Genomic DNA, 14773 nt, shown 5'->3' on the forward strand with positions numbered 1-14773 from the left:
TAATTTTAAGCTCAATTCAAAATTTTAAAGATCAAAATTAAATGGAAAATTACGTACAATTAAGTGGAAATCGAGACCAAAAAATCTTTCTAAACAAGAATCATATTGTTGGATTATCACAAGCAACAGAAGATGTAACGGCTATTTTTACGGTATCAGAAACATTCACAGTCAAACATTCAATTGAAGAAGTTATTCAATTAATTGCTGGTTAATTTCAGAATTTGAATTGATTTTTTATTAACGAAAAAACTACAATTCTTATAATCAGGAAAGCCCAAGAATAGATGTATTCTTGGGCTTTCTTTTTATGTTTTTATATTTATTTAAAATTAAAACTTAATTCGTTTTTAAGGCGCCTGTACTTTTTTTAACAATAGTAAATACTGCTACAGCAAGTAAACCAGCGATTAATCCGATTCCAAATTCTTTTAAAGTAGCAGGAATATTTGGTAACAAATGATGAAGAAAATCAATATTATGACTAAAGATACCTCCTGAAACAAGAAGTAAAGCTAAAGTTCCCACAACCGATAATAGCTTAATGATTACTGGCAATGCATTAACTAAACCATTTCCTAAAGCGGACAAAAAACCTTTTCCGTCAGATTTTTTGATCAAGTTATATCCGGCATCATCCATTCTGACAATAAGAGCAACGATTCCATATACACCTACTGTGGCTATCATTGCAACAACACTCACACTAATGATTTGAGTAAGTAGTGGGTAATTTCCTTCAAGAACAGTACCTAATGCGATGATAACAATTTCCACAGATAAAATAAAATCTGTTGTAACGGCTGATTTTATTTTAGACTTTTCGGCATCGGCTGCATTTTCAGCTTTTTCTGCTTCTGCTATCACTTCGTGACCTTTTTTTTGATGATGAAAGATAAATTCAATGATTTTTTCAACACCTTCAAAAGCCAGATAAAAACCCCCTAAAATTAGAACAAAGGTTATTGCGGGCGTGTAAAGCCAATTCAGCAAAAATACAGCTGGCAATATAATCAGTTTGTTAATAAAAGAACCTTTGGTAATTGCCCAAAGTACCGGCAATTCTCTTGAAGACAAAAACCCTGTGGCTTTTTCAGCATTTACAGCTAAATCATCACCTAAAATTCCTGCTGTTTTTCGGGTTGCTACTTTACTTAATGCTGCCACATCATCCATTAGTGCAGCGATATCATCTAAAATAGCGAAAAATCCTGAAGCCATATTTTATTTAATTATGTAGGAAGTAAAAGTAGAAAATAATTTTAAAGAATAGCTATTTCACTGAATCAATTAAGTACAGAAACAACGGTTATTTAGAATTAATTTCATTCATCACTTCAGCAACAATTTCATAGGATTTTAAACGATCATTGTGTCCGTGAAAATTAGACACCACAATGATTTCATCAATATCCGTTTGCTCTACAAAGCGTTCGATTTGTTTTTTTACCGCATCTTTTCTTCCTACGAAAGAATAACGCAACATATCGCGAACGGAAGGATTGTGCTGTAACATCATCAAATCATCTGTCATTTCAGAAGGCGGCTGTAATAATTCTTTTTTGCCCGTAAGTACCCCCAAAAACATGCGAATTAACGATGTAAAGTTTTCTTCCGCTTCCGCATCTGTTGGCGCTGCAATAATATTTACTCCCGCAATTGTATAAGGTTTGTCTAAATATTGTGACGGTTTAAATTCTCTTCGGTAAATTTCAAGCGCATCAAACAATTGTGATGTTGCAAAATGGCTTGCAAAAGCATAAGGCAATCCTAATTTTGCTGCCAAATGTGCGCTGTCTGTACTTGAACCTAAGATATAAATCGGTACCTTCACTCCTTCCGCCACCGTGGCACGAACTTGTGCGCTAGAATTTTCTTCTGAAAAATAATTTTGAATGGCTTCAATCTCTCCTTGAAAATTTTGAACGGCATTCATTCTGTCAGATCGAATGGCGTGTGCCGTAATTTGATCGGTTCCGGGCGCTCTTCCTAAACCCAAATCAATTCTATCGGGATAAAGTGTTCCTAAGGTACCAAATTGTTCGGCAACGATCAAGGGCGAGTGATTGGGTAACATGATTCCACCAGAACCCACTTTAATTTTTTTAGTTCCTTCCGCAATATTACCTATCAAAAGTGATGTTGCTGAACTCGCAATACTTATTGTGTTGTGATGTTCAGCCAACCAAAATCTTGTATATCCTAAATCTTCAGCTTTTTGAGCCAGATCAAGACTGTTTTTAAAGGTATCAGCAATTTTACTTCCTTCAGAAACAAATGCCAATTCAAGTACCGAATAAGCTATGTTTTTTTTAATGTTCATATAAATCTCTTTAAATTATTGGATTTAATTAAGACAGGAATACTTCAACTGCCTAATTAAAAGTTTCAAAAAATAGTTATCCTCAAAACTAATTCCCTAACTGAAAAAAGTATGCCAAAAACAATAAAAATACAGTTTATGCGCAACATTGTCAGTAACAAAAAAGAGAGCTCAAAAAACTCTCTTTAAATTATTGACACTCTAAAAAACTTACGCTGTTGCTTCTTCAGAAATTTCTAAAAACTCTCCCGAATCTTCAACTTCTTCATACACTGGCTTAGATGCTTTTAACGTATTGAATTTTTCTAAAGCTTCCAGATCACTTTCTTCTCCACTAAAATAAGGAAAAACATCCATAATTAAAGACTCAGAAATGGCAGGAATTGTATAATCTCCCATCGTGTCTTTCATGACGTTAACCGTATTGTCATACGCTTCTTTCACATCGTTTGCTTGAATCAACAAATACATGTTTGCTTTTCTTTCTTTACCGCTTTCTTCATCAAAGGAAACCAAGGAAACTTTTGACCTGAACCAACGATCTGCATTTTCAAAAGGATGAATTTCGGCATAATTACACACCTTAATATTTGTGATCTTAAATTCTTCACTTACATAAGCGCCCATTTCTTCATTAATTCTTTTTTCAGCTTCTGTATAAGATATGGCATCAACCAAATAAGGTTCTGTAACCAGTTTTTGCTCACCTGTTTCTTGTAACTTTCTATATTTAACTTTGCATTCGTACCAAATTGCGCTCATATATTTTATTTTTAGGATGCCAAAGATAGATTTTATCAAAAAACAATTGGGTTAATTTTCAAAATAGATATTGACAATTTTGTTTTGAAGTTTTATCCAAAAAATCACTTTTCAACAAATTAGCAAATCAAACTAATATTGGAGATCCCTTATTTTTTTTGACCTTCAAGAGTGAATTTATTGCACATTAATTACCACAAAAGTATCTTTGTTAATAATTTGGTAAAGCACGTATGTTTTTTTTACATCTAAAAAAGGCTACCTTGCGCCGATTTTAAAAATACCATAATGACATTTACAAGTACTTTAAGAAAGGCTATCTTATTAATTATTTTTTCTGTTTTTTTCTCACAAAATTCTTTTTCCCAGTGTTTCCAAATTGAAAGTATTCTTGTAGATGCTTGTGATGCCAACACCGATACTGAAGGACAAAACGAAATGGTTCGTTTTAAAGTGGGAAATGCTCCAATCAATACCAATAGTATGTCTGTAAGTTGGGCAACTCAAAATTTAAATTGGGGTGGCGTTATTCAAAATGCTACAACCGCTTCAAAAGTGGCTTCATTAAATGCTTCGATTATTGCTGCTGGCGGTTGCGGTCAGGTTCTTCAACCAACAGGTGGAATTCTTCCGGCAAACGCTACTGTCATTTTAGTAACGAGTTATAATTTCAATACTACTTTTAACTCTTTTGGAGCCTTAACAGAAACTATTTATATTATTTTCCAAAATTCGAATTCAATAGGTGGTCATTTTGGAAATTATGGAAACAGTGGCAATAATTCAAGAACCCTTTCCATTTCTTTTGGTTCTTGTAGCGATACTGTGACTTATAATAGGTCTTTATTAACGGATCAAAACGGTCAAAATGTTGCTGCAGACGGAGCAACGGTAGTCTTTACCCCAAACGGAACTGCTTCTTATATCAATAACGGATGTGTAGCTCCTGTACAACTTTTTACCGTGGATGCAAGTCCTTCTACAATCAGCACTTGTGCTGGAAATCCTGTGAATTTAACAGGAACTGCGCAAGGCCAACAATCAGTTGTTTGGTCTGCACCAAGTGGAACTTTTTCAAATCCTACTTCGCTTACAACAACCTTTACTCCTACACTTGCAAGCGCAGGAACAGTTGTGCCAGTCACGTTAACTGCAACAAACAGTTGTGGCGCAACAATTACTGATATTATTAATGTGACTGTTAACAATGCAACAACACCAAGTTTTAATGTAACACCTGTGACAATTTGCACGGGAGGTTCAGTACCAACTTTAAACACAACTTCACCAAATGGAATCTCAGGAACTTGGGCTCCGGCAGTTATCAGCAACACCGCTTCTGGAAATTATACTTTTACTCCGAATGTTGGGCAATGCGCTACTCCGGTAACGTTGAGCGTAACAATCACGAATAGCATCACTCCTGATTTCGATGTAACTCCAGTAACATTTTGTACAGGAAGCGCTGTACCGACATTAAACGCAACTTCGCCGAACGGAATCTCAGGAACTTGGGCTCCAGCGGTTGTCAGCAACACCGCTTCGGGAACTTATACCTTTACTCCAAATACAGGACAATGCGCTACTTCGGTAACGTTAAGTGTTACCATAATAAATGCGGTTACTCCTGATTTCAATGTAACTCCATTAACGGTTTGCACGGGAGGTGTTGTGCCTACTTTAAACACAACTTCGTCGAATGGAATTACAGGAACTTGGGCTCCGGCAGTTATCAGTAACACCGCTTCTGGAACTTATACTTTTACTCCGAATGCGGGACAATGTGCCACTTCGGTAACGTTGAGCGTAACAATTACGAATAGCATCACTCCTGATTTCAATGTAATTCCTTTGACGGTTTGTATGGGAGGTTCGGTACCAACTTTAAACACAACTTCGCCGAACGGAATCTCAGGAACTTGGGCTCCAGCAGTTGTCAGCAATTCTGCTTCTGGTAATTATACTTTTACTCCCAATGCAGGACAATGTGCAACTCCAGTAACGTTAAGTGTTACGATAACAAATGTGGTTACTCCGAATTTTAATATAACTCCGGTAACGGTTTGTAACGGTGGTTCAGTACCGACTTTAAACACAACTTCACCAAATGGAATTTCAGGAACTTGGGCTCCAGCAGTTGTCAGCAACACCGCTTCTGGAAATTATACATTTACTCCAAATGCAGGACAATGTGCTACTCCGGTAACGTTGAGCGTAACAATCACGAATAACATCACTCCAAATTTTAATGTGACTCCATTAACGGTTTGTGCGGGAGGTGTTGTGCCGACTTTAAACACAACTTCACCGAACGGAATCTCAGGAACTTGGGCACCGGCGGTTGTCAGCAATTCTGCTTCTGGAACTTATACTTTTACTCCGAATGCAGGACAATGTGCCACTCCGGTAACATTAAGTGTAACAATTACAAATGCTACTACTCCGAATTTTAATGTAACTCCATTAACAGTTTGTAACGGTGGTTCAGTACCGACTTTAAACACGACTTCGCCAAACGGAATTGCAGGAACTTGGGCTCCAGCGGTTGTCAGCAATACCGCTTCTGGAAATTATACTTTTACTCCGACTGCAGGGCAATGTGCCACTTCGGTAACATTAAGTGTAACAATTACAAATGCTGCTACTCCGAATTTTAATGTAACTCCTTTGACGGTTTGCACGGGAGGTGTTGTGCCGACTTTAAACACAACTTCACCAAATGGAATTACGGGAACTTGGACACCGGCGGTTGTCAGCAACACGACTTCTGGAACTTATACTTTTACTCCCAATGCAGGACAATGTGCAACTCCAGTAACGTTAAGTGTTACGATAACAAATGCGTTTACTCCTGATTTTAACGTAACTCCGGTAACGGTTTGTACGGGAGGTGTTGTGCCGACTTTAAACGCAACTTCGCCGAACGGAATCTCAGGAACTTGGGCTCCAGCGGTTGTCAGCAATACAGCTTCGGGAAATTATACTTTTACTCCAAATGCGGGACAATGTGCAACTCCAGTAACGTTAAGTGTTACGATAACAAATGCGGTTACTCCTGATTTTAATGTAACTCCTTTGACGGTTTGCACGGGAGGTGTTGTGCCGACTTTAAACACAACTTCACCAAATGGAATTACGGGAACTTGGGCTCCGGCAGTTGTCAGCAATACCACTTCGGGAACTTATACTTTTACTCCAACTGCGGGACAATGTGCCACTTCAGTTACATTAAGTGTTACGATTACAAATGCGGTTACTCCGGATTTTAATGTAACTCCTTTGACAATTTGTACAGGAGGTTCGGTACCAACTTTAAACACAACTTCGCCTAACGGAATTTTTGGAACTTGGTCTTCTGCAGTTGTCAGCAACACAACTTCGGGAACTTATATATTTACTCCAACTGCGGGACAATGCGCTTCTTCAGTAACATTAAGTGTTACCATAACAAATGCGGTTACTCCTGATTTTGCAACAACGCTTTCTTTTTGCAATGGAGAAACCGTACCTACTTTAAATACGAATTCTCCAAACGGAGTGAGTGGAACTTGGAGTCCAGCATCAATAAGCAATACTACTTCTGGAAATTATATTTTTACTCCAAATGTTGGGCAATGCGCTTCTTCAGTTACTTTAGCAGTTACTATCAATACGGTCAGCATTGCAACTATTGAAGGACCAAATTCTGTTTGTGTAAATTCTTCAATTGAACTTACGAACACCACTCCAAACGGAGCTTGGACCAGCAGTAATACCGCAGTTGCAACAATTGATACCAACGGAAATGTTACCGGAATTAGTCCTGGGAACGCCATTATTAAGTATTCACTAAATAACAGTGCTTGTGGTTCTGTGACAAAAACAATTAGAGTTAATGCGTTACCAAACCCCGTTTTGAATGATGCCTTCTTATGTGTAGATAATCAAACTGGTTTAGTAATTTCAGCTGTAAATTTACATTCTGGCCTTTCAAATACAAATTTCAGCTTTGTTTGGACACTTAATAATACCGTTCTTTCAACGACTACAAACGCGCATCAGGCAACAGAACCTGGCGTTTATAATGTTACTGCAACAAATGTTTTGACAGGATGTGAGGCAAGTGCGACTGCAACGGTTGGAACTTCGTCAATGGGTATCGCAGAAGCAACTGTGGGGAGAGATTTTGACAGAAACCAAACAATTACGGTAACAGTAACTGGTGGTTCCGGAAATTACACTTATCAATTAGATAACGGAATTCCGCAAACAAGTAATGTTTTTACAAATATTAGGGAAGGTGAATATGAAATCACGGTGAGAGATGCTGGTGGTTGTGGCGAAATGACATTGACTGTTTATGCCTTAAATTATCCTTATTATTTCACGCCAAATGGGGATGGTTATCACGATACTTGGAATATCAAAGGCCTTTCAGACCAGCCAAATGCGGTAATCTATATTTTTGATAGATACGGAAAACTGCTTAAACAACTTAAACCTTCTCCGTCAAACGGATGGGACGGAACTTACAACGGTCACGCCTTGCCATCAACGGATTATTGGTTTAAATTATTATATCAAAGCAGAGACGGAAGCCAAAAAGAATTTAAGGCACATTTTGCAATGAAAAGATAGTTTTAAAGAATTTAGTTTTTCAAATATTTTGCCAGAGGATGCTTTTGTTTTTTTAATTCTGCTACAAAAATATTAGAAATTTCTGTTGCTCCTAAAACTGATAAATGCGTATTATCGTCAATTCCTTTTGAGATCTACGCATTTTCATTTGGAGTAAAATGCAAGTTCAATTTACTCGAACCTTCTTTTATACTTCTAAAAGCTCATATCAAAAAACGGATTGCCCCACCAAACGGGCTACAAAGTGTAATTTCCATGAGAATCTAATAAAAACACCTTGCTCGTTAGACTTTCTTCGCGCAATTGAAGAGAATAAAATTGGGATCGCTCCTTTTGCACGAGTTTCTTCCAAATCAAAGGCTAAAATTATTTTATGAAATTATTTTATTCTAAGGTTGCATTACTTTAAAATAAGGAAAATGTAATTAATGTCCTGCTGATAATAAGTCAAGGGCAATTTTTAAATTAACTTTATTTCTACAAAAAACATTTCTTATTTATCATAATCACCTGTTTATTAATAGTTATGAATTTTATCTTAGAAACCAAGAAAATGTTATGTTATAACTTTAAATCTAAAAAATGCTCATATTTTCGGGTTTGAGAACAAAACCCAATCGCAACATACTTTTATGTTCTTGATAGTCGATTAAACTTTCTGTATATCCCACAAACCATTGCAAAGTAATGTAATAATTTTCTTTTTTATAAGGTCTGTAATTCACTTGAGTTTGTAACGAACCTTGATTTATTAAACCCGTACCTTTTCTAAAGACAGCATCGGCGCTCAAACGACCAGGTAAAATTTGATAAGATGCACTTGCCTCGCCATATCCAACATATTTTGTCAAATTTGGATTATCTTCTTTATCCACAATTGGCAGCCAGCCTCTCAGTCCCACGATCCATCTGGGAGACACTTGTGATCTTAATGAAAAAGCCAACATATTCCAAGTTCTTGAATAAATCGAATCTCTTCCGTTTGATTCGTGTTCTAAAGAAACGGAACCATACGTCAATCTTTTTCCTTTCAAATAAAAAGGTCTGACTAAAGCAACACCGGGATTAAAATTAATTTCGGCAAATGGTTTTGAACTGGCATAAATATCCCAAAAAGCTTTTTGGGTGTAGGTTAAATAAGGAAAAAAACCACCAATAATTGGCTTACGACTTAATCTTTGCTTAAAACTTACCTGATATTTTACATCTGCATTTTCACGCGTTGTTGACTCATTAAGTGGAATTCCGGTTAAAAAATAGTTGTCTTTGTGCATTGAAAAACTTGCTTCTTTCAAAAGTGAATCTGAAGCTGTAAATTTTGTACCGGTATCAAAAAGTTGTGCGTTTGACTGAATTGTCATTAAAATAAAAAAAAATAATAAGGATTTGAAGTGCATTCTAAAGATTGGAGTTGAAAATTAGATTTATAACCAAGATACGCTATTTTATAGTCATTAAATATATTCTTTGTTTTTTTTTTCCAGATTTAAGAAATTACATTTAAGAAAATCTTAATTTGTTTAAAAAATCTTTTTTGTAAATTGAATATCCGATTTGATTAAAGCAAAATTATGAAAGACATTGCCAGACGATTTCCTGAAAATCCAATATTAGTACCTAGAGATATTGCGGCAAGTGGTGCTGGATTAGAAGTGATTTGTCTATTAAATCCGGGTGCTTTTAAATTTGATGAAAAGATTTGGCTCTTGCTTCGTGTGGCTGAAAATATTCCAGAAAAAGAAGGCTTTGTGTCGATTCCGATTTTGAAAAATGGGAAAATTGAAATAATGGAAGTCCATTTAGATGATCCCGAACTTAAAGCTTCCGATCCAAGAGTTGTGAATTATAAAGGATCCGATTATCTGACAACGCTTTCGCATCTTAGAGCGGTTTGCAGTACTGACGGAATTCATTTTAAAGAACCTAAAAATCCAATTTTGTTATTTGGTAATACCTATTTAGAGCAATTTGGCATTGAAGATTGTCGCATCAGTAAAATTGAAGACACGTTTTATCTGACTTATACGGCTGTTTCTAGTAATGGGGTGGCCGTTGGACTTCGAACCACAAAAGATTGGAAAATTTTCGAAGAAAAAGGCATAATTATTCCGCCCCACAATAAAGACTGTGCTATTTTTGAAGAAAAAATAAACAATAAGTTCTATGCGTTACATCGACCAAGCAGTGTGGAAATTGGAGGGAATTTTATCTGGATTGCCGAATCGCCAGATGGTTTACATTGGGGAAATCATCAGTGCATTGTCAAGACAAGAGAAAATTATTGGGACAGCAAACGCGTTGGTGCAGGAGCATCTCCTATAAAAACGGAAAAAGGTTGGCTTGAAATTTATCATGGCGCCAATGAATCGCACCGCTATTGTCTTGGTGCTTTTTTGATGGATCTTGAAAATCCGGCGAAGGTTTTGTCCAGAACTGAATTACCAATTATGGTTCCTACGGAAGAATATGAACTTAATGGATTTTTTGGAGAAGTGGTTTTCACAAATGGCCATATCGTTGAAGGTGATAAATTGACAATTTATTATGGTGCTTCTGATGAATTTGTTTGTGGTGCTGTTTTTTCTATTTCAGAAATCCTTTCGATGCTTGTCGATTTATAAATAACTTAGCAAAAAATAAAATTATGAATGACTCTTTTAAAAATATTATCAATTCAGAAACTCCTGTTTTAATTGACTTTTTTGCGACTTGGTGCGGACCTTGCCAAACATTAGGCCCCATCTTAAAAGATGTGAAAGAAACACTTGGTGATCAAATTTCTATTATAAAAATCGATGTTGATAAAAACCAAATTTTGGCTTCACAATATAATGTTCGAGGCGTTCCTACGATGATTTTATTCAAAAACGGAAACCAAGTCTGGAGACAATCTGGCGTGCTATCAAAAAATGATATTGTGAAAATAATTCAGGAACAAAGTGCTTAATAAAAGCAAAGCCTAACTATAATCTGTTAGGCTTTGTCACTCTATTATTTGATATATTTTGAAAAATTATTTCAAAGTAAATTTTACTTTCGACTTGATATCTGCAGACGAAGCGCCAACAATTGCCTCAAAATCACCTGGTTCGGCAACCCATTCGTGTTTTTTATCATCAAAGAAACTCAAGGCCGTTTTGTTAACTGTGAAAGTCACTGTTTTCTCTTCACCCGCTTTTAAAAATACTTTTTCAAATTCTTTTAGTTCTTTAACCGGTCTTGGCAAATATGATTTTAAATCACTAATATACAATTGAACAACTTCAAATCCATCACGTTTTCCAGTATTTTTTACTTTAACCGAAAAGGAAATTTTATCAGATTGTCCCATGTTAGTTTTGTCAGCAGTAACTTTTCCATATTGGAAAGTTGTGTAGCTCAAACCATGTCCGAAAGCAAATAAAGGCTTTATTTTTTTTATTTCAGTCCAACGGTAACCTACAAAAATACTTTCAGTATAATTCACATCTTTGCTTCCTGGAAATTCTCCAATAGCGTGTGCTCCGTTATCCTCTAATCTTGCTGGGAAAGTGAATGTCAATTTTCCAGAAGGATTTACGTCGCCAACCAAAACAGAAGCCAAAGCATTTCCGCCTTCAGTTCCTAAAAACCAACCTTGAACAATTCCCGGAACTTGATTTACCCACGGCATTGCCACTGCATTTCCTGAAATATTTACAAAAACCAAATTTTTATTTACTTTCAATAAATCAGTGATCAATTGGTCTTGGTTATAAGGCAAACCTAAACTTTTTCTGTCGTGACCTTCGCTATCTTGGAAATCACTTTTGTTTAAACCTCCAACAAAAATTACGATATCAGCTTCTTTCGCTATTTTTAAAGCTTCGTCTTTTAATTCTTGAGCCGAACGTTTTTCTGCTAAATTTTGACCCGAATTTACTCCGTTGTAATCGGTACTCGCGTCACCCACGTAACCGCGAGCATACATAACTTCAGCCTCGGAACCGATTCTGTTTTTCAATCCGTCAAGCGGAGAAATTTCATATTTTGCTTTTAACGAAGAACTTCCGCCCCCCACAGTCATCATCTTAATTGCGTTTTCGCCGATAACTGCCACTTTTTTAGTTTTGCTTAAATTTATAGGAAGAATGTTATTTTTATTTTGCAATAAAACGATTCCTTCTTCTGCAATTTTTCTTCCCGCCAAAGCGTGTTCTTCGGTTCCAAATGAACCTAAAGGTCTGTCTTTTGCCATTGTTGTCAAGAAAGAAAGACGCAAAACGCGACGCACTTTGTCGTCTAATTCTTTAGTTCCAACTTCTCCCGATTGAATCATTTTTAAGTAAGGCTGCGCCAAAAAATAACTGTCATACGCATTTTTTGTTCCTTGAGAAAGTCCATCGGTCCAAGTTCCGAATTCCAAATCCATTCCGTTGAAAATCGCTTCTTTTGTGTTGTTTACGCCACCCCAATCTGCAATTACAGTTCCTTCAAAAGCCCATTCTCCTTTTAAAATATCATTCAAAAGATATTGGTTATGACAAGCCTGTTGGTCTTTATATCTGTTGTAAGCACCCATAATGGTCCAAGTATCGCCTTCCTGAACCGCCGCTTTAAACGCTGGAAGGTATATTTCATACAACGCACGATCATCAACCACCACGTTTACGGTGTGGCGATTTGTTTCTTGATTATTCAAGGCGAAATGTTTCACACAAGCCGCAACTCCATTGGATTGAACCCCTTGAATATAAGGAACAACCATTTTTGAAGTCAAAAACGGATCTTCGCCCATGTATTCAAAGTTTCTTCCGTTTAATGGCGATCTATAAATGTTTACACCTGGTCCTAAAAGCACATTTTTATTTCGGTAACGCGCTTCTTCACCGATAGATTTTCCGTAAAGCAAACTCATATCTTTGTTCCAGGTTGCTGCCAAAGCCGTTAATGCCGGAAAAGCAATACACGAATCGTTTGTCCAATTGGCTTGATCCCACTCGTCCCACAATGTTTCCGGACGAATTCCATGCGGTCCGTCAGTCATCCAGTTTTCTGGAATTCCTAATCTTGGAACGCCCGGCGAACTGAATTTTGATTGTGCGTGAATCATCGCGATTTTTTCTTCCAAAGTCATTCTTGAAAGCGCATCTTCCACTCGATCTTTAACTGGTTTTGTATTGTCTTGATAAATCGCCTTTGTCTGTGCATTGGAAGTGACAGAAACAATCGAAATCAAGAGCAATGTTGCAATTCTATTTTTCAACATTTTAATTGGTATTAACTTATTTGTATTATGGAATTAAAAATATTTGTGTACTATTTTGTTTTTGGAAACTATTTTAAAACATTAATTCCCAAAGCTATAACGTTATAGTATAGGTTTTATAGTTGGAAACAAAAAAGTAGCTATAAAAAACAATAAAAACCTAAAATTCAACCATTTAAAAAAAATAATTAACCAAAAAAAGTAGTTAATTTAAAGCAACACTATTGATTTTTTAAAGGCAAATTACCAATTTTAGAGACTAGAATTTCAAATTCATCTCTTGAAACGGCGGCTTTATTTCGAGCCTTTGTTCGGTAATTGTATATCGTACTCAAAGAATATCTTAGGAATGCCGCAATCTTAACGCTGTCATTAATTCCAAGTCTGACTAATGCAAAAATTCGCAATTCCGTATTTAAAAGTTCATTCGGTTTTAAAATAATCTGCTCGTCATTTATCAATAATGAATTAAAATCTTTGACAAATGTGGGATATAAATTCAAGAAAATTGTATCAAAATTCAAATACAATTCTTCTAATTCTGTTTCAACAATTGTATTTGATTTTAGCATTTTAAACAAATCTTCAAGCTTTTTTTCAGATGCTTTTTTGTTTAATGTCTTTCTGTAATTTTCTAACTTATTGATGTAAGTAGAACAAAGATCAAAAAAATGCGCGATGTATTCTTCCTTGATGTGATTGGATTCTGAAAGCTGTAAATTTCGATCTTCCAAATCTTGATTTGCCTTAATAATTTCTTGGTTTAAGGCGGCCAATTTTTGTCCAGTTTCGTGAAGTTCTTCTTTAATTTTAGAAACTCTTTTCATTTGTTTATAAACATAAATAACTGCAATAATCAAGAAAAGGGAAAGTATGCTGATTAAAATCAAATACAATTGCAACTCGCTTTTTCGCTTGGCTTCTTTTTCTAGATAAGCCGTGTTTATGATAGAATAAAATTCAGACATTTGTACCGTTCTAAATTTTACATTACAAAAAATAGCATCTTCAATCGCAGATTTTGTAAAGGTAAAAGCAGTATCCACATCGCCCATCTCATAATAAATCAGCGCTAAATTTTGTACTGAAGCATTATCTTTTATGGCATTTTTTATATCTGTGGTTGCCGAAATTAAATAATACTTTTTAGCGGTTTCAGTATCTTTTTGAAATTGGTAAGTATCGCCAAGCAAATACGCAACCATAGCATAATCTTGATCTTTGCTCTTCAAATTTTTTAAAAGTGTACTAAGATTATTTTGCGCTTTATCACTATTATTTTCGGCAATATCTTTTTGGGCACGACTAATTTTAAATTTTATAGAATTTTGATCCAAGACTGAAAGTAATGAATCACGATAAATGCCTATGAATTTTGCATATTCTGGATTGAAATTATTTGTGGCATAATGCTCAAAAAACTGACTATACACTTCATAATAATCAGAATACAAGTTTTTTGCAAGTTTATTTCTATTAATCGCTTTCAAAGTTTCTTCTGATTCACGATATCTTCCTGATGATGAATATAAATTGGCAAGTTGCAGTTTTGCCAAATCTTCTAAATAATTGTCTTTTAAAATAAGAGCCGTTCTATGATTCTTTTTTATAAAATAAACTGCCGAATCAAGTTTAAATTTTCGGTATTCTTTGTAGATTTTTGAGTTGATTTCATATTCTTGCGTAAGCGATAGCTCTCCGGAAAGTAATTTTTTTAAATCTCCAATTTTCTTCTCTTTGACTAATTCATATTCTTTTTTATTTTTAATAGCACTCAACAACTCCTTAAAGATTGGGTTGTTATTTTCAGTAGCAGCAACGAAATTGAAAATAAAAAAAATAAA

The 14773-nt window shown here is 35.5% G+C and carries 10 protein-coding genes; 4 read left to right on the forward strand and 6 right to left on the reverse strand.

What is annotated here, in order from left to right:
• Positions 1–41: 41 nt before the first annotated feature.
• Complete coding sequence (locus tag EG849_RS15600; protein ID WP_158611931.1) at positions 42–215, forward strand: hypothetical protein; 174 nt, start codon at positions 42–44, stop codon at positions 213–215.
• A gap of 124 nt (positions 216–339) precedes the next feature.
• On the opposite strand, the gene EG849_RS08225 is transcribed toward EG849_RS15600, so the two are convergent.
• The 3 genes from EG849_RS08225 to EG849_RS08235 form a co-directional block, all read right to left on the reverse strand.
• Entirely contained in the window at positions 340–1221 is an 882-nt protein-coding gene (locus EG849_RS08225; protein ID WP_125012604.1) for a DUF808 domain-containing protein, read from the reverse strand.
• 88 nt (positions 1222–1309) lie between these two features.
• Positions 1310–2323: an LLM class flavin-dependent oxidoreductase gene (locus EG849_RS08230; protein ID WP_125012605.1), complete on the reverse strand. Its 1014-nt coding sequence runs from the start codon at positions 2321–2323 to the stop codon at positions 1310–1312.
• Between the two features lie 210 nt (positions 2324–2533).
• Positions 2534–3085, reverse strand: a complete 552-nt coding sequence (locus tag EG849_RS08235; RefSeq protein ID WP_125012606.1) for a DUF4494 domain-containing protein — start codon at positions 3083–3085, stop codon at positions 2534–2536.
• 288 nt (positions 3086–3373) lie between these two features.
• Between EG849_RS08235 and EG849_RS08240 the strand changes: the two genes are divergently transcribed.
• Positions 3374–7702 carry a T9SS type B sorting domain-containing protein gene (locus tag EG849_RS08240; RefSeq protein WP_125012607.1) on the forward strand — a complete coding sequence of 1443 codons (4329 nt, stop codon included), beginning with the start codon at positions 3374–3376 and terminating at the stop codon, positions 7700–7702.
• A 575-nt stretch (positions 7703–8277) separates the two neighbouring features.
• Here EG849_RS08240 and EG849_RS08245 read toward each other — a convergent pair.
• Positions 8278–9099: a phospholipase A gene (locus EG849_RS08245; RefSeq protein ID WP_125012608.1), complete on the reverse strand. Its 822-nt coding sequence runs from the start codon at positions 9097–9099 to the stop codon at positions 8278–8280.
• A gap of 174 nt (positions 9100–9273) precedes the next feature.
• Between EG849_RS08245 and EG849_RS08250 the strand changes: the two genes are divergently transcribed.
• Positions 9274–10323 carry a glycoside hydrolase family 130 protein gene (locus EG849_RS08250; protein ID WP_125012609.1) on the forward strand — a complete coding sequence of 350 codons (1050 nt, stop codon included), beginning with the start codon at positions 9274–9276 and terminating at the stop codon, positions 10321–10323.
• A 23-nt stretch (positions 10324–10346) separates the two neighbouring features.
• Positions 10347–10649, forward strand: a complete 303-nt coding sequence (gene trxA, locus EG849_RS08255) for a thioredoxin (RefSeq protein ID WP_125012610.1) — start codon at positions 10347–10349, stop codon at positions 10647–10649.
• A gap of 66 nt (positions 10650–10715) precedes the next feature.
• Here the strand turns inward: trxA and EG849_RS08260 are convergent, their stop codons facing one another.
• The gene (locus EG849_RS08260) at positions 10716–12929 is read right to left on the reverse strand and encodes a glycoside hydrolase family 3 C-terminal domain-containing protein (RefSeq protein ID WP_125012611.1); all 2214 of its coding nucleotides are present in this window, start codon (positions 12927–12929) and stop codon (positions 10716–10718) included.
• Positions 12930–13150: 221 nt separating this feature from the next.
• Entirely contained in the window at positions 13151–14707 is a 1557-nt protein-coding gene (locus EG849_RS08265) for a DUF6377 domain-containing protein (protein ID WP_233581764.1), read from the reverse strand.
• Positions 14708–14773: the final 66 nt, after the last annotated feature.

It is taken from the genome of Flavobacterium macacae, assembly GCF_003865365.1.
In the GTDB taxonomy this organism is placed as follows: Bacteria; Bacteroidota; Bacteroidia; order Flavobacteriales; family Flavobacteriaceae; genus Flavobacterium; species Flavobacterium macacae.

What these genes read in the sequence shown, in the direction of transcription:
- EG849_RS08235 (WP_125012606.1), bottom strand. Translation starts at nt 3,085, where the DNA reads ATGAGCGCAATTTGGTACGAATGCAAAGTTAAATATAGAAAGTTACAA.
- EG849_RS08250 (WP_125012609.1), top strand. Translation starts at nt 9,274, where the DNA reads ATGAAAGACATTGCCAGACGATTTCCTGAAAATCCAATATTAGTACCT.
- EG849_RS08230 (WP_125012605.1), bottom strand. Translation starts at nt 2,323, where the DNA reads ATGAACATTAAAAAAAACATAGCTTATTCGGTACTTGAATTGGCATTT.
- EG849_RS15600 (WP_158611931.1), top strand. Translation starts at nt 42, where the DNA reads ATGGAAAATTACGTACAATTAAGTGGAAATCGAGACCAAAAAATCTTT.
- trxA (WP_125012610.1), top strand. Translation starts at nt 10,347, where the DNA reads ATGAATGACTCTTTTAAAAATATTATCAATTCAGAAACTCCTGTTTTA.
- EG849_RS08260 (WP_125012611.1), bottom strand. Translation starts at nt 12,929, where the DNA reads ATGTTGAAAAATAGAATTGCAACATTGCTCTTGATTTCGATTGTTTCT.
- EG849_RS08240 (WP_125012607.1), top strand. Translation starts at nt 3,374, where the DNA reads ATGACATTTACAAGTACTTTAAGAAAGGCTATCTTATTAATTATTTTT.
- EG849_RS08225 (WP_125012604.1), bottom strand. Translation starts at nt 1,221, where the DNA reads ATGGCTTCAGGATTTTTCGCTATTTTAGATGATATCGCTGCACTAATG.
- EG849_RS08245 (WP_125012608.1), bottom strand. Translation starts at nt 9,099, where the DNA reads ATGCACTTCAAATCCTTATTATTTTTTTTTATTTTAATGACAATTCAG.